Genomic DNA, 21,765 nt, shown 5'->3' on the forward strand with positions numbered 1-21,765 from the left:
ACATTCCGAACCCGGAAGCTAAGCCTCACAGCGCCGATGGTACTGCAGGGGGGACCCTGTGGGAGAGTAGGACGCCGCCGAACAATTCTTCGAGAGAAGCCCCCGCCGGGTGAACCGGACGGGGGCTTCTCTGTTGTAAGGTCAACGTGCAGTGTCGTCACACGGATCAGGAGGCCCCCGGGTGGAGGTCCAGGAGACGCGGGTCCAGACCGATCGCGTCCTCACCATCCCCAACCTGCTCAGCATGGGCCGGCTGGTCGGCGTTCCGCTTTTTCTCTGGCTGATTCTCTGGCCGGTCTTCGACGGCCCCAACAACGACGGTTGGGCGCTGCTGATCCTGGCGTTGAGCGGGATCAGCGACTACCTGGACGGAAAGCTCGCCCGGCGGTGGGGGCAGATCAGCCGGGTGGGGCAGCTGCTCGATCCGCTGGCGGACCGGCTCTATGTGCTGTCCACCCTGGTCGGATTGACCTGGCGTGAGATTCTGCCGTGGTGGCTCACGGCGATTCTGCTGGCGCGTGAAGTGTTTATCGCCGCGCTGCTGCCCATTCTGAACCGGCACGGCTACGGACCGCTGCAGGTGAGTTTTCTGGGGAAGGCCGCGACCTTCAACCTGATGTACGCGTTTCCGCTCCTGCTGCTCGGCAGCGTGGACAGCTGGATCGCGCGGCCGGCCGAGGTGGTCAGCTGGGCCTTCATCTGGTGGGGGACCACGTTGTACTGGTGGGCCGGTATTCTCTACGCCGTTCAGGCGCGGCGCATCATCCGGGCGAGTACCGCGGGCTCCGCGTCCGCAGTCTGAGACACAGGCTGAGAGAAGTCCCACGTCGTATCGGTGCGTCGGACGATACCTTCAGGGTAGAGATCCCTCTGGAACGGTTTGATGGACCTGCAGGTCCACCACCGCGAAGGAGGACGCACCCGTAATGAAAGCCGTAGTCATGGCAGGGGGCGAAGGCACCCGACTCCGCCCGATGACCTCGAGCATGCCGAAGCCGCTGCTACCGGTGGCCAATAGGCCGATCATGGAGCACGTGCTCCGGCTGCTGAAGCGGCACGGTCTCTCCGACACCGTCGTCACCGTCCAGTTCCTGGCGTCACTGGTCAAGAACTACTTCGGTGACGGCGAGGACCTGGGCATGCATCTGACCTATGCCCACGAGGAGACGCCGCTCGGCACTGCGGGGAGTGTCAAGAATGCCGAGGACGCGCTGAAGGACGACTCCTTTCTGGTGATCTCCGGTGACGCGCTGACCGACTTCAATCTCTCCGAATTGATCGACTTTCACCGCAGTAAGGACGCACTGGTCACCGTCTGTCTCACCAGGGTGCCGAATCCCCTGGAGTTCGGAATCACGATCACCGATGACGACGGACGCGTCGAGCGGTTCCTGGAGAAGCCGACCTGGGGGCAGGTCTTCTCCGATACCGTGAACACCGGTATCTACGTGATGGAACCCGAGGTCTTCGACTACGTGGCGGCGGGTGAGTCCGTCGACTGGTCGAGCGACGTCTTCCCGCAGTTGTTGAAGGAGGGCAAGCGGGTCTACGGGTACGTCGCCGAGGGCTACTGGGAGGACGTGGGCACCCACGAGAGCTACGGCAAGGCCCAGGCGGACGTCCTGGAGGGCAAGGTGGACGTCGAGATCGACGGCTTCGAGATCTCCCCGGGGGTCTGGGTCGCCGAGGGCGCCGAGGTGGACCCGGAGGCCGTCCTGCGGGGCCCGCTGTACATCGGTGACTACGCCAAGGTCGAGGCCGGGGTGGAGATCCGTGAGCACACCGTGCTCGGCAGCAACGTGGTGGTCAAGCGCGGCGCCTTCCTCCACAAGGCGGTGGTGCACGACAACGTCTACGTCGGGCCGCAGAGCAACCTGCGCGGCTGCGTGGTGGGCAAGAACACCGACGTGATGCGGGCCGCTCGGATCGAGGACGGCGCGGTCATCGGGGACGAGTGCCTGATCGGCGAGGAGTCGATCATCGGGGCGAACGTCCGCGTCTACCCGTTCAAGACCATCGAGGCCGGCGCCGTGGTCAACACCTCGGTGATCTGGGAGTCCCGCGGCCAGGAGCACCTCTTCGGGCTCCGGGGCGTCTCCGGGATCCTGAACGTCGAGATCACCCCGGAACTGGCCGTGCGGCTGGCCGGCGCGTACGCCACGACCCTGAAAAAGGGGGCGACCGTCACCATCGCGCGTGACCACTCGCGTGGTGCGCGTGCGCTCAAACGGGCGATGATCTCGGCGCTCCAGACCTCCGCGATCGACGTCCGGGACCTGGAGAACGTGCCGATGCCGGTGGCCCGGCAGCACACCGCGCGCGGGAGCGCCGGCGGCATCTTCCTGCGGACCACACCGGGGGTGCCGGACTCACTGGACATCCTCTTCTTCGACGAGCGCGGGGCCGACCTCTCGCAGGCCGGGCAGCGCAAGCTGGACCGCGTGTACGCGCGCCAGGAGTACCGGCGCGCCTTCCCCGGCGAGATCGGCGACCTCACCTTCCCGTCCAGCGTCTTCGACTCCTACGCGGGCAACCTGCTGCGGGCCGTGGACACCACGGGCGTCCGGGAGGCCGGGCTGAAGGTGGTCGTCGACACCGCGCACGGCAGCGCGGGCCTCGTCCTGCCCAGCATCCTCGGGCGGCTCGGGGTGGAGGCTCTGACCGTCTCCAGCGGGCTGGACGAGGCCAGGCCGACGGAGGACGCGGAGGAGCGGCGGGCCGGGCTGGCCAGGCTCGGGGAGCTGGTGGCCTCCTCCCGGGCGGCCTTCGGCGTCCGCTTCGACCCGGTCGGCGAGCGCGTCGCCTTCGTCGACGAGCTCGGGCGGGTGATCGACGACGACCGGGCCCTGCTGGTGCTGCTGGACCTGGTCGCGGCCGAGCGGCGCAGCGGTCAGGTGGCGTTGCCGGTGACGACCACCAGGATCGCGGAGCAGGTCGCGGCGTACCACGGCACCCAGGTCATCTGGACCACGACGACCCCGGACGACCTCGCGAAGGCGGCCTCCGCCGAGGGCACCGTGTTCGGCGGGGACGGGCGCGGCGGTTTCGTGGTGCCGGAGTTCAGCGGGGTGCTGGACGGGGCCGCGGCCTTCGTCCGGCTGGTCGGCCTGGTGGCGCGCACCCAGCTCACGCTGAGCCAGATCGACGCCCGGATCCCGCAGGCGCACATCCGCCGCCGGGACATCGCCACGCCGTGGGCGGCCAAGGGCATGGTCATGCGTTCGGTGGTGGAGGCGGCCGGCAGCCGGCGGCTGGACACCACCGACGGCGTCCGCGTCGTCGAGGCGGACGGGCGCTGGACGCTGGTGCTGCCGGACCCCGCCGAGGCGACCACCCACCTGTGGGCGGAGGGCCCGGACGACGAGGCGACCGAGGCGCTGCTGGACGAGTGGGCCGCGGTGGTCGACGGGGCAGGTCGGTGACGACGACACCGGTCTGACCGAGGAACGGTCCTGACCAGCGGGGCGTGCGGCGGAAGCTGTGCGCCCCGCTGTCCGTTTCACACCCTTCGGCCCGATCCGTCACTTTGCGTCGTGTTTGCAGCTCAGGGGGCGTGCACGGGGCCCGTCTCCGACGTGGGACGATGGTCCGCATGCCAGCGACGCCGACGCCGAGTGCTCCGAACGGACGGTACAACCGCCCGGACGCCTCGATGTCCCTGCTGACCAACGTGATGGACCACAGCCTCGACGAGGGCTACGCCGAGGCGGCCGCGGCCCGCGGCGGCGACCGCGACGGCCGGATACCCAGGACGGCCCGCGGCCTGCTCACGCTGGGCGCCGGGCTGGCCCTGGTCGGGGCCGTGGTGACGGTCGGTGCGGTGAACGCGCACAAGGCGGAGCCGACGCTGGCCAAGGAGCGGGACGCGTTGATCCACCGGATCAACGACAGCAACGGCTCGGCGGACCACCTGCAGCAGCAGGTCCAGGACCTGCGGCGCAAGGTCGAGAGCACGCAGCAGCAGGCGCTCGCCACGGGGAGCGGCGACGCCGGCGGGCTGACGGGTGCGGTGGGGCTGGGCGAGGTGACGGGACCGGGGGTGAAGCTGGTCCTGGAGGACGCCGCCGGGACCGGCGGCGGGGGCAACGTCGACCCGCGGGCCGGGCAGGGCTTCTCCAACAGCGGCCGGCTGCGGGACCGTGACCTGCAGCTCGTGGTGAACGGTCTGTGGGGATCCGGGGCGGAGGCGGTGGCGATCAACGGCCAGCGGCTGACCGCCCTCTCGGCGATCCGGGCCGCGGGCGAGGCGGTGCTGGTGGACAACCGGCCGCTCGTCCCGCCGTACAACATCCAGGCGATCGGGGACGGCCCGAAGCTCCTCACCGCCTTCGAGAACGACATGGCCGGGCAGTACCTGCGGCTGCTCCAGGAGAAGTACGGCATCAAGTCGACCCTCTCCGCGCAGAAGAGCCTGACGCTTCCGGCGGCCGTGGGCGTCTCGCTGCGGACCGCGCAGCCCGTCACCCCCGAGCCCTCACCCACGGCGAGCCCGTCGGCCGCGCCGAGCGTGACGCCGTCGCCCACGGCCGGAACCTCCGAGAGCCCGAGCGCGTCCGTCCCACCGTCCGCGAGCGGCACCGGCACGCCCTCGGGCCCCGCGCGCCGGACCCCGGGCTCCACCACCAAGACCACGACAGCCCACTCGTCCACGACGGCCCCCACAGGGTCGTCGTCCGCAGGGACAGGAGCAGCTAGACCGTGATTGCCGTACTGGGTCTCGTGATCGGGGTGGTCGTCGGGCTTTTCGTCCAGCCCGAGGTGCCGGACGCCGTCGTGCCGTACCTGCCGATCGCGGTGGTGGCGGCGCTGGACGCCGTGTTCGGTGGTGTCCGGGCGATGCTGGACGGGATCTTCAACGACAAGGTGTTCATCGTCTCCTTCCTCTCGAACGTGGTGGTCGCGGCGCTGATCGTGTTCCTCGGTGACCAGCTGGGCGTCGGCTCGCAGCTGTCCACGGGCGTGGTCGTCGTCCTCGGCATCCGCATCTTCTCCAACGCGGCCGCGATCCGGCGCCATGTCTTCCGTGCCTGAGCCGGGCCGCGCGGCGGCGGAGGAGAACGTGGACGGACGGGCCGAGGAGGCGGCGCCCGGGGCGACCGCGGCGAAGGACGCGGCGGGGGTGCCCGGGAAGGCCGTTCAGCGGGTTCCCGCGCCGGCCGCCGAGCAGCCCGCCGAGGCGGCCGGGGAGGGCCCGGAGGCCGCTGCGGCGGCGGACGCGGTCGCGCCGGCGGACCCCGCGGGGGAGGCCGAGGACGCCCGGGCCGAGGACGTCGAGGGCGTGGAGGAGACCAGGCCGGTGGAGCCGGCCGGGGACGCTCCGACGGAGCCCGCGGCGACCGGGGCCGAGGCGACGCCTGCGCCCGAGCCCGGGGCCGCGGCGGTGGCCGAGCCGACCCTGCAGCTCACCAAGGTGGTGCGGCCGGAGGCGGAGCGGAAGCCGGCGGAGCGGAAGCCGCAACCGGCAGCCGTGTCCGCGTCCGGGGTGGAGCCGGAGCGGGAGCCGGCGTCCGTACCGGTGGTCGAGGCGGCTCCGGAGTGCGAGCAGGAGCAGGAGGCCGCGGACGAGGCCGGGAGTGATCAGCCGCCCGCCGCGGACCGCAGCGCCGGGCGGCGGCGCCTGAAGGCGGCGCTGTGGCCGCCGAGGCTGTCCCGCGGGCAGCTGGTGGTGGCCCTGCTGCTGTTCTCCCTCGGCCTGGCCCTGGCGATCCAGGTGCGGTCGACCAACGACCACCACAGCCAGCTGCGCGGGGCCCGCCAGGAGGACCTGGTCCGGATCCTCGACGAACTGGACAGCCGCCAACAGCGTCTACAGCAGGAGAAGGCGGAGTTGGAGCAGTCCCTGGCCAAGTTGGAGAACAGCTCCAACCAGGCCAAGGAGGCCCAGGAGCAGACCAGGAAGAAGACGACGGAACTCGGCGTGCTCGCCGGTACCGTCAAAGCCACTGGTCCGGGCATCGTACTGACGGTCGATGATCCCCAAGGGCAGGTGAAGGCAGATATGCTGCTGGACACCCTGCAGGAACTTCGAGCGGCGGGGGCGGAGGCGATTCAGATCAACGATGTGCGCGTGGTGGTCAACACCTACTTCACCGACCTCTCGGGCGGTGGTGTGCAGATCGACGGGAAGAAGGTCTCGCAGCCCTATCGGTTCACCGTCGTGGGGAACCCGCAGGACCTGACGCCCGCGCTGAACATCCCGGGAGGCGTCGTCCGCACCCTGGAGAGCCACCAGGCCCGGGCGACGATCGCGCAGCAGCAGAAGGTCGTCGTGGACGCCCTCGTGGATCTGAAGACGCCGCAGTACGCCAAGCCGGCTTCGAAGTGACGGGGCACCCGACGAACGTCCCGTCACGTGCGGGCGGCACCCGGAGCGGGACGCCGCCGTCGCGTGGGCGAGACTGGTTCGCACGAGTACGCACCGGAGCACCAACCGCAGCACATTCCGTCGGAGCACCGCTCCAGCGGGTCCGGACCGCAACCGGGCCCGCTGCTTGTCCGAGGTTCTCACCCTGCCCCGCGGGCGGGTCTGTCACACGCAAGGGGATTCGCCCGTGAGTTTCTTCTCGAAGTTGTTCGGTCGCAACAAGGGCCGCGACGCGGCCGCCGTCGAGGCGCCCACCGCGCGCCACCGCCGGCCCGAGGACGAGCCCGCCGTGCCGGGCATGCGGCCTGCCCCCGAGGCGCCGCAGTACGCCGAGCAGCAGCTGTTCCGGGACGGCGGCGCCGCCCAGTACGCGGGGAATCCCGCCGGCTACGGCGCGTCGGTTGACCCTTCCGGCGACCCGCGCATAGGTTTCCAGTCGGGACCCTCAACCTCTGGTGGAGGGTTTGCCCCGGATCCGTACGCCGGGCACAACCCGTCGGGTGTGCCGCGCCAGGAGGCTGTGAACATGGCTGGCCCGACTCCGTGCCCCAGGTGCGGCAACCAGAACCCGGCCTCGGCCCGGTTCTGTTCCAACTGCGGTACGGCGCTGCGCGGCGGCCTGATCCCCGAGGGGGCGGCGGAGACCACGTCGACCATCTCCATCTCGGGCCTGGAGTCGTACGACCCCAACACCACGACCGGCACCGGCGCCACGCCGGCCCTGTCGGCCGAGGTGCTGTCGGCCATCGACGCGCTCCCGCCGGGCTCGGCCCTGCTGATCGTGCAGCGCGGCCCGAACTCGGGCAGCCGGTTCCTGCTGGACTCGGACGTCACCACGGCCGGCCGTCACCCGCAGGGCGACATCTTCCTGGACGACGTCACGGTCTCGCGCCGGCACGTGGAGTTCCGCCGCACGCCGGCCGGCTTCAGCGTCGCCGACGTGGGCAGCCTCAACGGCACCTACGTCAACCGGGAGCGGATCGACGAGGTGTCGCTGAACAACGGCGACGAGGTGCAGATCGGGAAGTACCGGCTGGTGTTCTTCGCCGGCCACAACCGGGGGTACTGAACCCAACGTCGGCAGGAGCCCGAGTGAGTACGAATCCCCCCTCACCTTCTCTCGGGGCGACCACCCCCGCGTCGTCCGGTCCGCAGGCGGACCGCGGCGGGCGCGGGGTGGTCGCGGGCCCCAGGCAGCCGGTCCGCCCGGACCGGCCGGGGGTGCGGCGGCGCGGCGGCGACGAGCTGCTGAGCATCGGCGCCGTGCTGGCCTTCCTGCGCGACGACTTCCCCGAGGTCACCATCTCCAAGATCCGCTTCCTGGAGGCGGAGGGGCTGGTCGAGCCGCAGCGCACGCCCTCGGGGTACCGCAAGTTCAGTCCGGCCGACGTCGAGCGGCTGGCCTACGTCCTGCGCATGCAGCGGGACCACTACCTGCCGCTGCGGGTGATCCGCGAGCACCTGGACGCGATCGAGCGCGGTGAGGCCCCGCCCGCGCTGCCGCCCTCCGCCGACACCCGGCCCGGCCCGCTGGAGGAGGCCGACCGCGAGCTGGTCGCCGCCGCCGACGCGGCGTCCGGGGTCCGGCTGGGGCGGGCCGAGCTGCTGGCGGCCGCCGAGGCCGGGGAGCGGGAGCTGGCCGAGTGGGAGTCCTACGGCCTGGTCGCGCCCGGTGCGGACGGCGGGTACGACGGTGAGGCGCTGCAGGTCGCCCGGCTGGTCGCGGAGCTCGGCCGGTTCGGGCTGGAACCGCGCCACCTGCGGGCCATGAAGGCGGCCGCGGACCGCGAGGTCGCCCTGGTGGAGCAGGTGGTGGCGCCGCTGCGCCGGCACCGCAACCCGCAGACCAGGGCCCACGCGGAGGCCACCGCCAGGGAGCTCGCCACGCTGTCCGTCCGGCTCCACGCGGCGATGGTGCAGGCCGGTCTGCGCACGCGCGGGTAGCCGCCCGGGCCGCCGGCCAGGCGGCCGGGTGCACCGCCCTGACCAGCGGCGTCGGCCCTGCGCTTTCATATCCGGGACCGGAGCCATAGGGTTGCCTGTGTGAATGAGCTCGACGTCGTGGGTGTCCGAGTGGAGATGCCTTCCAACCAGCCGATCGTGCTGCTTCGGGAGGTCGGGGGCGATCGTTACCTGCCGATCTGGATCGGCCCCGGCGAGGCGACCGCGATCGCCTTCGCCCAGCAGGGCATGACGCCGGTGCGCCCGCTGACGCACGACCTGTTCAAGGACGTCCTGGAGGCGCTGGGCCAGCAGCTCACCGAGGTCCGGATCACCGACCTGCGGGAGGGCGTCTTCTACGCCGAGCTGGTCTTCGCCGGCGGGGTCGAGGTCAGCGCGCGGCCGTCCGACGCGATAGCGCTGGCGCTGCGCACCGGGACGCCGATCTACGGGAGCGAGGAGGTGCTCGCCGAGGCGGGCATCGCGATCCCGGACGAGCAGGAGGACGAGGTCGAGAAGTTCCGCGAGTTCCTCGACCAGGTGTCGCCCGAGGACTTCGGGGGCAGCGGCCCGCAGTAGCGCGAACGGGACGGTGTACTGATCAGGTAGCCGTCGCACCGGTCGTTTTGCCAAAAACCGTCCATCTACCCACACTAGGGGCACGAAAAACCACTCTCCTGAGTGACGTGGTTTGTCCGGCCCGGCGTGGCGATCGTTGACGGGTCATAGGGGACTGCCTACCGTCAGGAGTGGCTGTCCGGGTGACCGATGCCCGCAGTCTCGGGTTGCCCGCAGCACCAGTGGACGGAGGTAGGCATGAGCAGCACCGGCGACGACGCGGCCGTGGGAGGCCGGTGCGCCGTGCACCTGCCGCGCATCGCTCGTACCGTGACGGACCTGCCCCGGGTGAGCAGGTTCCCGGCCGTGCAGCCGGGGCAGCCCGCCATCGAGCGGCTGGCTCCGACGTCCGAACTGATCGGCTACCGCGGCCCGACGGCCTGTGCGGCGGCCGGCATCACGTACCGCCAACTGGACTACTGGGCCCGTACCGGACTGCTGGAGCCCAGCGTCCGCAGCGCGTACCCGGCGACCAGCCAGCGGCTCTACAGCTTCCGCGACATCCTGCTGCTGAAGATCGTCAAGCGGCTGCTCGACGCGGGCGTCTCGTTGCAGAACATCCGGGTGGCCGTCGCCCATCTGCAGGCCGCCGAGCAGGGTGACCTGGCCGGGATGACGCTGCTGTGCGACGGCGCGACGGTGTACGAGTGCACCACGCCGCAGCAGGTGGTCGACCTGCTGAAGGGCGGTCAGGGGGTGTTCGGCATCGCGGTCGGAGCGGTCTGGCAGGAGCTGGAGCGGGTGGTCGCGCGGCTGCACGCCGAACGCACCGACACCGGCGAGACGGTGGTCGGCCACGACCCGGGGGACGAGCTGGCGCAGCGCCGCAACCGGGCGGTCTGACCGACGATCTGACGAGGCCGTGGGCCCGGACGGGAACCGTTCGGGCCCACGGCCTCGTCGTTTCGCCCGGTGACGAGACCGAGGGAGGGCACGTGGGGTTCGGCGGCGCGGTGACGGACCGGCTGAGACGGCGGGGCGGGCGGCTGGTGGCCGCACTGCGGCAGCGGCCCGCGCAGCGCAGGGCCTTCCAACTGGGGACTGTGCTCTGCTCCCTGGCGCTCGCGCCGAGCGCCTGGCTGTGGGTCTCGGCGGGCGACCGGGTGGGCACGGTGGAGAGCGTGCCGGCGGCGCCGGTCGCGGTGGTCTTCGGCGCCGGGCTGGACGACGGCAGGCCGTCCCCGTACCTGGAGCACCGGCTGGTCGCGGCACTGGACCTGTACCGGGCCGGGAAGGTGCAGGCGATCCTGGTCACCGGGGACAACGGGCGGGACAGCTACGACGAGCCGGACGCGATGCGGCGGTACCTGATCGAGCACGGCGTGCCCGAGGTGCGGGTGGTGGGCGACTACGCGGGCTTCGACACCTGGGACTCCTGCACCCGCGCGCGGCGGGTGTTCGGGGTGGACCGGGCGGTGCTGGTCAGCCAGGACTTCCACGTCCGCCGGGCGCTGGCGCTCTGCGCGGCCGCGGGCATCGACGCGCACGCCGTCGCGGTGCCGGAGCCGCACGACGTCACCTGGCTGTACGGCGGGCTGCGGGAGGTCCCGGGGGCCGGCAAGGCGGCGGTCAACGCCTGGCTGCGGCCGGACCCGGTCTTCCTCGGGCCCCGCGAGGAGGGCATCCCGAGGGCCCTGGCGGACGCCGCCCGGCGGTAGGCCGCTCCGCCGGGCCCGGAGCCCGGCGGGCCCGGCGGCGGGGGCGTCGGCCGGGTTCGTACGCACTGTCGGACCCGTGGGCGATGATCGGCGGGTGCGATCACTGCCGAGCATCATCCACCTCGACATGGACGCCTTCTTCGCGGCGGTGGAGCAGGCGGCCAAGCCGAGCCTGCGCGGGAAGCCGGTGATCGTCGGCGGGCTCGGCGGGCGCGGGGTGGTCTCCACAGCCTCCTACGAGGCGCGCAGGTTCGGGGTCCACTCGGCCATGCCGATGGCGCAGGCGCGCCGGCTCTGCCCCAACGCGGCCTTCCTGGCCGGGCGGTTCGAGGCCTACCGGCAGGTCAGCGAGATCGTGATGGGCCTGCTGCGGGAGCTGTCGCCGCTGGTGCAGCCGCTCAGCCTGGACGAGGCGTTCGTCGACCTGGAGGCCGGCCCGTACGGTCCGGTGCTGGCCGAGGCCGACCACGGGACGGGGGAGCGGCTGGTGCTCGCCCTGGCGGAGGACCTGCGGGCCGACATCCTCGAGCGCACCGGGCTGACCGCTTCGGTGGGGGCGGCCGGGTCCAAGCTGATGGCGAAGATCGCCTCCGAGCAGGCGAAGCCGGACGGGCTGGTGCTGGTCGAGCCCGGGCAGGAGCGCGCCGTCCTCGGCCCGATGCCCGTCCGGGCGCTGCCGGGGATCGGGCCGGCCACCGAGCAGGTGCTGCGGCGGGCCGGGCTGAGCACGGTGGCCGACCTGGCCGAGGCCGGCGAGAGCGAGCTCGTCCAGCTGCTCGGGCGCTCGCACGGCGCGGGGGTGTTCCAGATGTCCATAGGGCTGGACGAGCGCCCGGTGGTGGCCGACCAGGACGCCAAGTCCGTCTCCGTGGAGGACACCTTCGAGGTGGACCTCGCCGACCGGGACCGGGTGCTGCGCGAGGTGGAGGTGCTGGCCGCCCGGTGCGTCCGGCGGCTGCGCGCGGCCGGGCGCTCCGGGCGGACGGTGGTGCTGAAGGTCCGGCGGTTCGACTTCTCGACGCTGACCCGGTCGGAGACGCTGCGCGGGCCCACGGACGACGAGGCGGTGATCACCGAGACGGCGCGCCGGCTGGCGGCCCAGGTGGACATCACGGGCGGGATCCGGCTGCTCGGCGTGGGCGTCGCCCAACTGGCCGACTACACCCAGGAGGACCTCTTCGCGCAGGCCCTCCGGGAGGAGGCCGCGGAGCACCCGGAGGCGGCGGAGGGGGAGGCCGAGGAGGAGCCGGCGACGGCCGTCCTGCGGCGCTGGCTGCCCGGGCAGGACGTCCGGCACGCGGAGCTGGGGCCCGGGTGGGTGCAGGGCAGCGGCGTCGGGCGGGTCACCGTGCGGTTCGAGACGCCGTGGAGCGGGCCGGGGCGGATCCGGACCTTCGCGGTGGACGATCCGGCGCTGGAGCCGGCCCGGCCGCTGCCGTTGCGCGGGGGCGGCGAGGAGACGGCGGGGGAGCCGGGCCCGGCCGGGCGGTGAGACGCGAAGCGGCCCCACCCGGTCCAGGGGGAGTACCGGGTGGGGCCGCATTACCGTGCCGGACCCCGGTGCGGTCGTGATGCCCTCACGACCGGCCGGGGGCCGGGCCCCCGCGCCCTGTCCCGGGGCGCGGGGGTCGGACGCCTCGTCAGGCGTCGGTCTTCACCAGCTCGGGGCCGGCGTTCTGGTCGGCCGCGCCGCCCTGGGCGACGGTGGCGGCCGGCTTGACGGTGCGGATCAGGAAGGGGACGGCGCCGGCGACGGCGCAGACCACGGCCGCGGCCCAGAACGCGTGCTTGTAGGCGTCCAGGGTGGGCAGCGTCAGCGGGATCTGCGGGGGCAGCTTCATGGTGTCGCCGGTCAGGATGGCGGCCATCACGGCGGTGCCGATCGCACCGCCGACGGTGCGCAGCACGGCGTTCATGCCGTTGGCGATGCCGCTCTGCTCCACCGGGACGGCGCCGTTGATGTAGGCCGGCATCGCGGAGAAGGCCAGGCCGATGCCCAGACCGAAGATCGCCGAGGCGGTGTAGATGTCACCCTCGCTGCTGTGCCGCAGGGCCAGGTAGGCCATCGCGACACCACCGAGGACGCCACCGAGGACCAGCGGCAGGCGCGGGCCGCGGCGGGCGATCAGCATCGCGCCGAGCGGGGCGGCCACCATCGAGCCGATGGCGGACGGCAGTAGCATCACGCCGGCGTGCAGGACGGTCGCGGTGAAGCCGTAGTGGGTGAGCTTCTCCGGGGTCTGGGCGAAGTTGCTGATCACCATGAACGAGCCGTACATGCCGAAGCCGATCAGCAGGCCGGCCAGGTTGGTGAAGGCGACGGCCGGGCGGGACATCATCCGCATGTCGACCAGCGGGTGGGCGACCTTGGTCTCGATGACGCCCCAGATCAGGGCGACGACGGCGGCCACGGCGAACAGGCCGAGGGTCTTGGTGGAGGTCCAGCCCCAGTGGTTGCCCTGGCTGACCGCGACCAGCAGCGCGGAGAGCCAGCCGGCCAGGGTGAGGGCGCCGAGCGGGTCGGCGCCGCCGTCCTTGTCGGTGACCGGGTCGGACGGGACGCGCAGGGCGACCAGCAGGACGGCGAGCAGGCCGAAGGCCAGACCCATCCAGAAGATCGACTTGTAGCTCCAGTGCTCCAGCAGGAGACCGGTGGCCACCAGGCCGAGGCCGGAGCCGACGCCCATCGAGGCGCTGATGGCGGCGACGCCGCCGGTCACCTTCTGCTTGGGCAGCTCGTCGCGGACGATGCTGATCGCCAGCGGGAGCACGCCACCGCCGGCGCCCTGCAGGACACGGGCGACGACCAGCCAGGTGAACGAGTGGGTGCTGACCGCCAGCGCCGAACCGGCGACCAGACCCGCCAGCGAGATGAGCAGCATCGGCTTGCGGCCCCGGAGGTCGCCGAAGCGGCCCAGCAGGGGAGTCAGCACGGCGGCGGAGAGCAGGTTGGCGGTCATCAGCCAGGTGATGCTGGACGCGGAGACGTTCAGTTCCTTGGCCAGCGAGGGCAGGATCGGGACGACCGCGGTCTGCACCACGCTGAACGACAGCATCGCCAGGATGAGGGCCGGCAGGACCCGGGCGCTGCTCTGCTTCTCGGCCGCGATGGTGGGCTGGGGTGCCTCACTCACGGTTGCTTCCTCCCGTACATAGTGAATGAACTGAAGTAACCATGCCGGGAGATACTTCAGAGTGTCAAATATCGATCGGTGAAGCTTTGGCAAAGTCGAAGGATCCCGGTGCCGGCGGCGGGCCGAGGGGTGCCGTCCGGGCGCAGCGCGAGGCCCCCGGACCGAGGGTCCGGGGGCCTGGTGGAGCGGGTCAGGAGGGCTGGTGGAGCCCGTCGGAGCGGCGTCGGGGCGGCGTCAGGACAGCGGGCGCAGGGCCGCGGGGCGGCCGTTGTCGGCAGCCGGGGCGGAGCCGGGAGTCGGAGCGTGGGCCGGGCTCTGGCCCGGGTTGTGGTCCGGGTTGTGGTCCGGGGTGTGGTCCGGGCTCTGGGAGGAGGACCCGGGGGCGCCGGGAGCCGAGGTCTCGTCGTGGACCTCGACGTGCTCGCGCCGCAGCTCGTCCGTGACCACCTCCTCGGCGGTGTAGCGCTCGACCACCAGGCGGACCCGCTCGATCGGGGCGAGGTACTTGCGGACCACCGGGCGCTCCTCGCGCAGGGTGACCTCCTCCACCGCCTCGGCGATGTCCTTCTCGGTCAGCGAGGCGCGCTCGGCGTCGCTCACCGGCATCCGCTCCACCCGGACCCGCTCGCGCACCACCGGGACGCGGCGCTCGACCGGCTCGCTGGTCACGTACTTGCGCAGCTTCGCGGTGCCCAGGACGTGCCACTCGGTGGTGATGTCCAGGCGCTCCTCGCGGCAGGTGATCTCCAGCGGGCCGCTGGGGGAGGAGGACGACGGGGCGTCCGCCCCGGGGGCTGGGGTGGTCGCGGGCGGGACGACCTGCGGCTTCGGCTCGACGACGGGTGCCGCCGCCGCGGCGGCGGCGACGGGCGCGAGGGTGCTGAGAGTGCGCACGCTGGCCTCCGGGGCGGTGCTGGTGCTCGTGGCGGTGGTCGGGGAGGGAGTGGGGGCGGGGGAGAGGAGGGCGGCGGCCTTCGCGGGCTCGGCCGCCGGGGTGGAGCCGAAGTCGAGGTCGGGCTGCGCGGGCCGGTCGCCCGACCCGTTGGCCGACCCGCCCTCGACGGGGGTGTCGAGGCCGTAGTAGCGGTAGAGCTGGAGCTCCTGGGCGGGCGAGAGGTGCTGGCCGACGCCGAAGTCCGGCGAGTCCTTGACCAGCGACTTGTCGTACGGGACCCGGAGCTCCTCGCCGGAGAACTCGCTCGTGGTCAGCGGAACGAAGGCGTCCCGGCCGAAGATGCCGGTCCGGACGGCCGCCCACTCCGGCTGGCCGGTCGCGTCGTCCAGGTAGACCTCGTCGACCGTGCCGATCTTGTCCCCGTTGCGGTCGACCGCCTTGTGGCCGATGAGGTCCCGGGGGTCGATGTCGGTTTGCACTCTTTCCTCCAGTGCGCTGCACCTGCGGAACTCCCGCAGGACGGCGTCGGAGCACCCGTCCCGTCCGCCACTTCACACCAAAAGCCATGAACCGGGCGGGCGCGACCGGTGCGCCGCCGGACGGGCTGCGCGTTGGGCCGTCCGGGGTACGCGCGTAGACCTCGGGTGACCTGACGCACCCGTGATCGGACGGCCTCCCGCTGGTACCCTGGGCCGCGACCGCCGAGCCCGCTCGGGAGAGTCCCCGCCGGCGGAATCCGCTGGTCGGGGCGCCGAAGGAGCAACTCCTCCCCGGAATCTCTCAGGCATCCGTACCGTGCGGGATAGGTCACTCTGGAAAGCAGGGCAGGAGCGTCGGCACGTGAGCCGGCGACACCACCCTCACCGACGGTGCAAGCCGACGGCGCGCCACCGCGTGTCGTGCGGGCGAAGCTCTCAGGTCCCGATGACAGAGGGGGAGGCCTGTCGGGTTCGTCCGCCCAAGTCGCTCCGCTGCCCGCAGCGGGGTAGGCCCGCCGGCGTGCGTACCCCCGCCGGTCCGTGACCAGGAGGCCTCGACCACATGAACGCCCAGCCGAACGCGGGACGCCCCACCGGCGCCTCGACCCTCACCGAGCTTGAGCTGGCCAGCCCCTTCGAGAACCGCCACATCGGCCCCGACGCCGCCGCGCAGGAGAAGATGCTGGCGTCCATCGGCTACGGCTCGCTCGCCGAGCTCGCCGACACCGCCGTTCCCGAGGCGATCCGCTCCATCACCGCCCTGGACCTGCCCGCGGGCCGCAGCGAGGCGCAGGTCCTCGCCGAGCTGCGCGAGCTGGCCGGCCGCAACCAGGTGCTCCAGCCGATGATCGGCCTGGGCTACTACGGCACCTTCACCCCGCCGGTGATCCTGCGCAACGTCATGGAGAACCCGGCCTGGTACACCGCCTACACGCCGTACCAGCCGGAGATCTCCCAGGGCCGCCTGGAGGCGCTGCTCAACTTCCAGACCCTGGTCTCCGACCTGACCGGCCTGCCGACCTCCGGCTCCTCGCTGCTCGACGAGGGCACCGCGGCCGCCGAGGCGATGGCACTGGCCCGCCGCGTCACCAAGGTCAAGGGCGGCGTCTTCCTGGTCGACGCCGAGACCCTGCCGCAGACCGTCGCGGTGATCCAGACCCGCGCGGAGCCGACCGGTGTCGAGGTCGTCGTCGCCGACCTGTCCGCCGGCATCCCGGCCGAGATCGTCGAGCGCGGCGTCTTCGGCGTCCTGCTCCAGTACCCGGGCGCCACCGGCGTGGTCCGCGACCTCACCCCGCTCGTCGAGCAGGCGCACGGCCTGGGCGCGATCGTCGCCGTCGCCGCCGACCTGCTGGCGCTCACCCTGCTCAAGTCCCCGGGCTCGCTCGGCGCCGACATCGCCTGCGGCACCTCGCAGCGCTTCGGCGTGCCGATGGGCTTCGGCGGTCCGCACGCCGGCTACCTGTCGGTGCGCGCGGAGTACGCCCGCTCGCTGCCCGGCCGCCTGGTGGGCGTCTCGGTCGACTCCGACGGCAACCGCGCCTACCGCCTGGCGCTGCAGACCCGCGAGCAGCACATCCGCCGCGAGAAGGCCACCAGCAACATCTGCACCGCCCAGGTGCTGCTCGCCGTGATGGCCTCCATGTACGCCGTGTACCACGGTCCGGACGGCCTGGCCGACATCGCCCGCCGCACCCACCGCTACGCCGCCGCCCTCGCCGAGGGCCTGCGCGCCGGCGGCGTCGAGCTGCTGCACGGCGAGTTCTTCGACACCGTCACCGCCGTCGTCCCGGGCCGGGCCGCCGAGATCGCCGCGGCCGCCCGCGCCAACGGCGTCAACGTGTACCAGGACGGTGCGGACCGGATCTCGGTCTCCACCGACGAGACCACCACCCGCGAGCACCTGGCCGGTGTCTGGGCCGCCTTCGGCGTCCCCGCGGTCGAGGTCGCCGAGGCCGCCGACGCGCTGCCGGCCGCGCTGCTGCGCGAGGACGAGTACCTGACCCACCCGGTCTTCCACAGCCACCGCTCGGAGACCGCCATGCTGCGCTACCTGCGCCGCCTGTCGGACCGGGACTACGCGCTGGACCGCGGCATGATCCCGCTGGGCTCCTGCACCATGAAGCTCAACGCGACCACCGAGATGGAGGCGGTGACCTGGCCGGAGTTCGGCCAGCTGCACCCCTTCGCGCCGATCGAGCAGGCCCAGGGCTACCTCACCCTGATCCGCCAGCTGGAGCAGCAGCTGGTCGAGGTGACCGGCTACGACGCCGTCTCGATCCAGCCGAACGCGGGCTCGCAGGGCGAGCTGGCCGGCCTGCTGGCCGTCCGCGCCTACCACCAGGCCAACGGCGACACCCAGCGCGACGTCTGCCTGATCCCCTCCTCCGCGCACGGCACCAACGCGGCCTCGGCCGTGATGGCCGGCATGCGCGTGGTCGTGGTGAAGACCCTGGTCGACGGCGACGTCGACGTCGACGACCTGAAGGCCAAGATCGAGCAGCACCGCGACAGCCTCGCCGTGCTGATGGTCACCTACCCGTCCACCCACGGCGTGTACGAGACCGAGATCACCACCATCTGTGCCCTGGTGCACGAGGCCGGCGGCCAGGTGTACGTGGACGGTGCCAACCTGAACGCGCTGGTCGGCCTCGCCAAGCCGGGCAAGTTCGGCGCGGACGTCTCGCACCTGAACCTGCACAAGACCTTCTGCATCCCGCACGGCGGTGGCGGCCCGGGCGTCGGCCCCGTCGCGGTGCGCGCCCACCTGGCGCCGTACCTGCCGAACCACCCGCTCCAGGAGGAGGCCGGCCCGGCCACCGGCGTCGGCCCGATCTCGGCGGCGCCGTGGGGCTCGGCGGCCATCCTCCCGATCTCCTGGGCGTACGTCCGGCTGATGGGCGGCGAGGGCCTCAAGCGCGCGACCCAGGTCGCGGTGCTGAACGCCAACTACATCGCCAAGCGGCTGGCCCCGCACTTCCCGGTGCTCTACACCGGCCCCGGCGGGCTGGTCGCGCACGAGTGCATCATCGACCTGCGCCCGCTGACCAAGGAGACGGGCGTGACGGTGGACGACATCGCCAAGCGCCTGATCGACTACGGCTTCCACGCGCCGACGATGTCGTTCCCGGTGGCCGGCACGCTGATGATCGAGCCGACCGAGTCCGAGGACCTGCACGAGATCGACCGGTTCTGCGACGCGATGATCGAGATCCGGGCCGAGATCGACAAGGTCGGCTCGGGCGAGTGGGCCGCCGAGGACAACCCGCTGCGCAACGCCCCGCACACCGCCGCCGCCCTGGCCGGTGACTGGGCGCACGGCTACTCGCGGCAGGAGGCGGTCTTCCCGGCCGGCGTGAACCCGGCGGACAAGTACTGGCCGCCGGTCAGCCGGATCGACGGCGCGTACGGCGACCGCAACCTGGTCTGCTCCTGCCCGCCGCTGGACGAGTACGGCGTCTGACCGGGTCCGGACCCCGCGCGGTGACGCGCACGGCAGGGCCCCGGCGGAGCGATCCGCCGGGGCCCTGCCCGTCGTCGTCCGCGGCGGCTGCCCCCGCCGGCGCGGTCAGGCCGCGTGGGCGACGGCGCGGCGCGGGGCGATCACCCGGCCGTCGGGCAGCAGCTCTCCGGTGTCCTCGAACATCAGGACGCCGTTGCAGAGCAGGCTCCAGCCCTGCTCCGGGTGGCAGGCCACCGTGACGGCGGCCTCGCGGTCCTCGGACTCCGCCGACGGGCACTCAGGACGGTGCTGGCACATACGCGTACCCTCGCTTCGCTCTGCGATCCTCCCCCGTGATGCGGTCGCCGGCGGTGGAGCCGTCGGGAGCCGCCGCGGTAGCCGGATCCTGTCCGCGCACCGACCAGGTGTGGACCGGCGCTCAAGTGGGTAGGACAGGTGGTCCTTCCACGCTGGTTCCCAGTGTCGGCATCTGCGGACGCGCGCGCAGCGATTTCGTGACATGCGCCACAACTCCCCGGCATAGATCACCCGTTCAGGTGGGTCCGGCGGGAATCCGCGCACCGACGGGTCAGTCCGGGCATGGCCCGAGGCGACCATGCCCGGATGACTCGTCCGGGTGGTCCGGGAGGGTGTGGGCGGCGCGCGCGCCGCCGGGCCGCCGGATGCGCTGACCCGGTGGCCCGTCGGTGGCGGTGGCGGCGGTCGTTCAGGAGGAGAGCAGCAGCGGCTTGGCGAGCGGCGCCCGGGCGAGCAGTGGCAGCAGCTCGGCCGCCGGGTAGGCGCGGTGCGCGGTGACGCCGAGCGGGGCCGGGGCCAGCGGGATCAGCTGGTCGGCGTCCGGGCCGGTGTCCGGGCAGTGCAGCCACAGCGCCGTCGCGTACTGGCCGGGGAAGGTCAGCAGGCGCGGCTGCTGCCGGGCCCGGGAGCCCTGCGCGATCTGCCAGGCCTGGCGCAGCGCCCGGACCGTCGAGTCGAGGTAGGGGCCGGCGGTGAAGTGGGAGAAGGTGTGGCCCTCGACGCTCTGGACCACCTCCGCGGCGGCGGCCACCTCGGCGCCGTCCTTGATCAGGAAGCGCCAGCCCGTGCGGCGGGCGGCGGGGAGCTCGGGGCGCGGCCCGTCCAGGACGTGGACGGCGAGCGCGTGCGCGGGCAGCAGCGGGCCGATCGGACGGCGCAGCGCCGCGGCGGCCGGTTGGCGCAGCGCCGTGTCCGAGTCGAGCGCGGCCAGGACGGCGCGCAGCGCGCTCGGCGGGGGTTGTGGGGTCTGCAGAGTCATGGCGGGGTCCGCCTCTCCGTGCGAGATCGGCGTGCGAGTGCGGCATACCGGCGTGGCGCGGCGTGTCATCGGTGACGGGACCCGGCCGTGTCCGGTTGTGCATGATCGCGGTGCCGGCGCGGTCGCCGCCGTCGACGAGGGCCTCGGGGCGGGGAGCGGACCGGCCGCAGCGCAGTGCGAATTCTATCGAACAGGTGCGCAGGGTGACCTGTTTATCACAGGCGGTGGCGCCGGGCAAGTCGGCAGATTCGCTGAATACGCGTCAGTTTCCTTGCATTGCAAGCCAGTACAAGCATTCGGGTATCGATCTTCGAGGTGGGCATGATGCTTGCACGGTCGGGTCGGCCGGTGGCTCAGGAGGAGGGGACCGTGGGCGAGAAGGTCGTGGCGACTCGGGCCGATCTGGCGGACCGGCAGCTGTACCGGCGCAAGCTCCAGGCCTGTCTCGACGCGCTGGGGCGGATGCTGCGGGAGGACCGCTTCGACCGGCCACGGGCCGTGATGGGACTGGAGATCGAGCTCAACCTGGCCGACGAGGAGGGCCTGCCGGCCCTGCGCAACGCCGAGGTGCTGAGCGCGATCGGCTCCAGCGACTTCCAGACCGAGCTCGGGCAGTTCAACGTCGAGGTCAACATCGTCCCGCACCGGCTCTGCGGGCACGTCTTCGAGGAGCTGCGCGAGGAGATCGACACCGGGCTGCGCTACGCCGACCGGCGGGCCGCGGAGGCCGGCGCCCGGATCGTCATGGTGGGCATCCTGCCGACGCTGGAACACGGCCACACCGGGCTGGACGCGATCTCCCACAACCCGCGCTACAGCCTGCTCAGCGACCAGATCCTGGCCGCCCGCGGCGAGGACATCGCCCTGGACATCGAGGGGGTCGAGCACCTCCAGCTGGAGACCATCACCATGGTGGCCGAGGCGGCGGCGACCTCGCTGCAACTGCACCTGCAGGTGACCCCGGAGCGCTTCTCCTCGGTGTGGAACGCGGCCCAGGCGATCTGCGGGCCGCAGCTCGCGCTCGGCGCCAACTCGCCGTTCCTGTTCGGGCGGGAGCTGTGGCGGGAGACCCGTCCGGTGCTCTTCCAGCAGGCCTGTGACACCCGTACGGCGGAGCTCAAGGCCCAGGGCGTGCGCCCGATCACCTGGTTCGGCGAGCGCTGGGTGGACTCCGCGTACGACCTGTTCGAGGAGAACCTGCGGTACTTCCCGGCGCTGCTGCCGATCTGCGACGACGAGGACCCGTTGAAGGTGCTCGCCTCCGGCGGCGCGCCCCGGCTCGCCGAGATGCGGCTGCACAACGGCACGATCTACCGCTGGAACCGGCCGGTGTACGACGTCGCCGGCGGGGTGGCGCACCTGCGGGTGGAGAACCGGGCGCTGCCCGCCGGCCCGACGGTGGCCGACACCCTCGCCAACGCCGCCTTCTACTACGGGCTGGTGCGGGTGCTCGCCGAGCAGTCCCGGCCGGTCTGGACCCGGCTGCCGTTCGAACGGGCGGAGGAGAACTTCCGGCAGGGCGCCCGGTACGGCATCGACGCGGTGTTCCACTGGCCGCGCCCGGGCCGGGCCGGCCGCGGCGGCGGGCTGACCACGGTGTCCGCCGTCGACCTGGTGCTCAACGAGCTGCTCCCGATGGCCCACCAGGGGCTGGACGAGTGGGGCGTGGAACCCGCCGACCGGGACCGCTACCTGGGGATCATCGAGCAGCGCTGCCTGCGCCGCACCAACGGCGCCTCCTGGCAGAGCGCCACCTTCCACCGGCTGCGCGAGCAGTACGGGATGGACCGGTCGGCCGCGCTGGCCGCGATGACCAGGCGCTACGTCGAGCACATGCGGGGCGGCGAGCCGGTGCACACCTGGCCGGTCGGCTGACCGTCCGGCTGTGTCAGGATGATCGCTCCGGCGGTCGGCCGACGGCCGGAGCGCCGCCCGCC

General features: G+C 72.5%; 17 protein-coding genes, 1 rRNA gene and 1 riboswitch. Of the genes, 14 read left to right on the forward strand and 4 right to left on the reverse strand.

Annotated elements, in window-relative coordinates; genetic code table 11:
* The 12 genes from rrf to ACIRS1_RS14255 all read left to right on the forward strand — a co-directional run.
* Positions 1-83, forward strand: a 5S ribosomal RNA gene (rrf, locus tag ACIRS1_RS14200); the annotation flags it as partial.
* A gap of 98 nt (positions 84-181) precedes the next feature.
* Positions 182-802: a CDP-alcohol phosphatidyltransferase family protein gene (locus ACIRS1_RS14205; protein ID WP_360223038.1), complete on the forward strand. Its 621-nt coding sequence runs from the start codon at positions 182-184 to the stop codon at positions 800-802.
* Positions 803-926: 124 nt separating this feature from the next.
* Entirely contained in the window at positions 927-3,422 is a 2,496-nt protein-coding gene (locus ACIRS1_RS14210) for a mannose-1-phosphate guanyltransferase (RefSeq protein WP_360223041.1), read from the forward strand.
* Between the two features lie 170 nt (positions 3,423-3,592).
* Positions 3,593-4,702, forward strand: coding sequence for a DUF881 domain-containing protein (locus ACIRS1_RS14215; RefSeq protein WP_402839295.1), 1,110 nt, complete (start codon positions 3,593-3,595; stop codon positions 4,700-4,702).
* Positions 4,699-5,031: a small basic family protein gene (locus ACIRS1_RS14220; protein ID WP_030062488.1), complete on the forward strand. Its 333-nt coding sequence runs from the start codon at positions 4,699-4,701 to the stop codon at positions 5,029-5,031. Before ACIRS1_RS14215 ends, ACIRS1_RS14220 begins: the two co-directional genes overlap by 4 nt.
* Positions 5,032-5,395: 364 nt before the next feature.
* Positions 5,396-6,325: a DUF881 domain-containing protein gene (locus ACIRS1_RS14225; RefSeq protein WP_402839676.1), complete on the forward strand. Its 930-nt coding sequence runs from the start codon at positions 5,396-5,398 to the stop codon at positions 6,323-6,325.
* Between the two features lie 226 nt (positions 6,326-6,551).
* Entirely contained in the window at positions 6,552-7,433 is an 882-nt protein-coding gene (locus tag ACIRS1_RS14230; RefSeq protein WP_387903827.1) for an FHA domain-containing protein, read from the forward strand.
* Positions 7,434-7,612: 179 nt separating this feature from the next.
* Positions 7,613-8,308, forward strand: a complete 696-nt coding sequence (locus ACIRS1_RS14235; RefSeq protein ID WP_402839678.1) for a MerR family transcriptional regulator — start codon at positions 7,613-7,615, stop codon at positions 8,306-8,308.
* 99 nt (positions 8,309-8,407) lie between these two features.
* Positions 8,408-8,884: a bifunctional nuclease family protein gene (locus tag ACIRS1_RS14240; RefSeq protein ID WP_030303568.1), complete on the forward strand. Its 477-nt coding sequence runs from the start codon at positions 8,408-8,410 to the stop codon at positions 8,882-8,884.
* A 237-nt stretch (positions 8,885-9,121) separates the two neighbouring features.
* A complete protein-coding gene (locus tag ACIRS1_RS14245) occupies positions 9,122-9,766 on the forward strand; it encodes a MerR family transcriptional regulator (RefSeq protein WP_402839297.1) in 645 nt (214 codons plus the stop codon).
* Positions 9,767-9,888: 122 nt separating this feature from the next.
* Complete coding sequence (locus ACIRS1_RS14250; RefSeq protein ID WP_402839681.1) at positions 9,889-10,581, forward strand: vancomycin high temperature exclusion protein; 693 nt, start codon at positions 9,889-9,891, stop codon at positions 10,579-10,581.
* 94 nt (positions 10,582-10,675) lie between these two features.
* Complete coding sequence (locus tag ACIRS1_RS14255; RefSeq protein WP_402839299.1) at positions 10,676-12,073, forward strand: DNA polymerase IV; 1,398 nt, start codon at positions 10,676-10,678, stop codon at positions 12,071-12,073.
* A gap of 148 nt (positions 12,074-12,221) precedes the next feature.
* Here the strand turns inward: ACIRS1_RS14255 and ACIRS1_RS14260 are convergent, their stop codons facing one another.
* Both ACIRS1_RS14260 and ACIRS1_RS14265 read right to left on the reverse strand, forming a co-directional pair.
* Entirely contained in the window at positions 12,222-13,715 is a 1,494-nt protein-coding gene (locus ACIRS1_RS14260; protein WP_402839301.1) for an MFS transporter, read from the reverse strand.
* A gap of 234 nt (positions 13,716-13,949) precedes the next feature.
* Positions 13,950-15,089, reverse strand: coding sequence for a PRC and DUF2382 domain-containing protein (locus ACIRS1_RS14265; RefSeq protein ID WP_402839303.1), 1,140 nt, complete (start codon positions 15,087-15,089; stop codon positions 13,950-13,952).
* A gap of 223 nt (positions 15,090-15,312) precedes the next feature.
* A riboswitch (glycine riboswitch) is annotated at positions 15,313-15,416 on the forward strand.
* A 235-nt stretch (positions 15,417-15,651) separates the two neighbouring features.
* On the opposite strand from ACIRS1_RS14265, the gene gcvP reads away from it, so the two are divergent.
* The gene (gene gcvP, locus ACIRS1_RS14270; protein WP_402839304.1) at positions 15,652-18,552 is read left to right on the forward strand and encodes an aminomethyl-transferring glycine dehydrogenase; all 2,901 of its coding nucleotides are present in this window, start codon (positions 15,652-15,654) and stop codon (positions 18,550-18,552) included.
* A gap of 105 nt (positions 18,553-18,657) precedes the next feature.
* Here gcvP and ACIRS1_RS14275 read toward each other — a convergent pair whose 3' ends face one another.
* Entirely contained in the window at positions 18,658-18,849 is a 192-nt protein-coding gene (locus ACIRS1_RS14275) for a DUF5999 family protein (protein WP_360220953.1), read from the reverse strand.
* 409 nt (positions 18,850-19,258) lie between these two features.
* Positions 19,259-19,828: a hypothetical protein gene (locus tag ACIRS1_RS14280; RefSeq protein WP_402839306.1), complete on the reverse strand. Its 570-nt coding sequence runs from the start codon at positions 19,826-19,828 to the stop codon at positions 19,259-19,261.
* A 369-nt stretch (positions 19,829-20,197) separates the two neighbouring features.
* On the opposite strand from ACIRS1_RS14280, the gene ACIRS1_RS14285 reads away from it, so the two are divergent.
* On the forward strand, positions 20,198-21,703 hold the full coding sequence (locus ACIRS1_RS14285) for a glutamate--cysteine ligase (RefSeq protein ID WP_402839308.1): 1,506 nt from the start codon (positions 20,198-20,200) through the stop codon (positions 21,701-21,703).
* The last annotated feature ends 62 nt before the right edge of the window (positions 21,704-21,765 follow it).

This window comes from Kitasatospora sp. NPDC101176, assembly GCF_044768035.1.
GTDB lineage: Bacteria > Actinomycetota > Actinomycetes > Streptomycetales > Streptomycetaceae > Kitasatospora.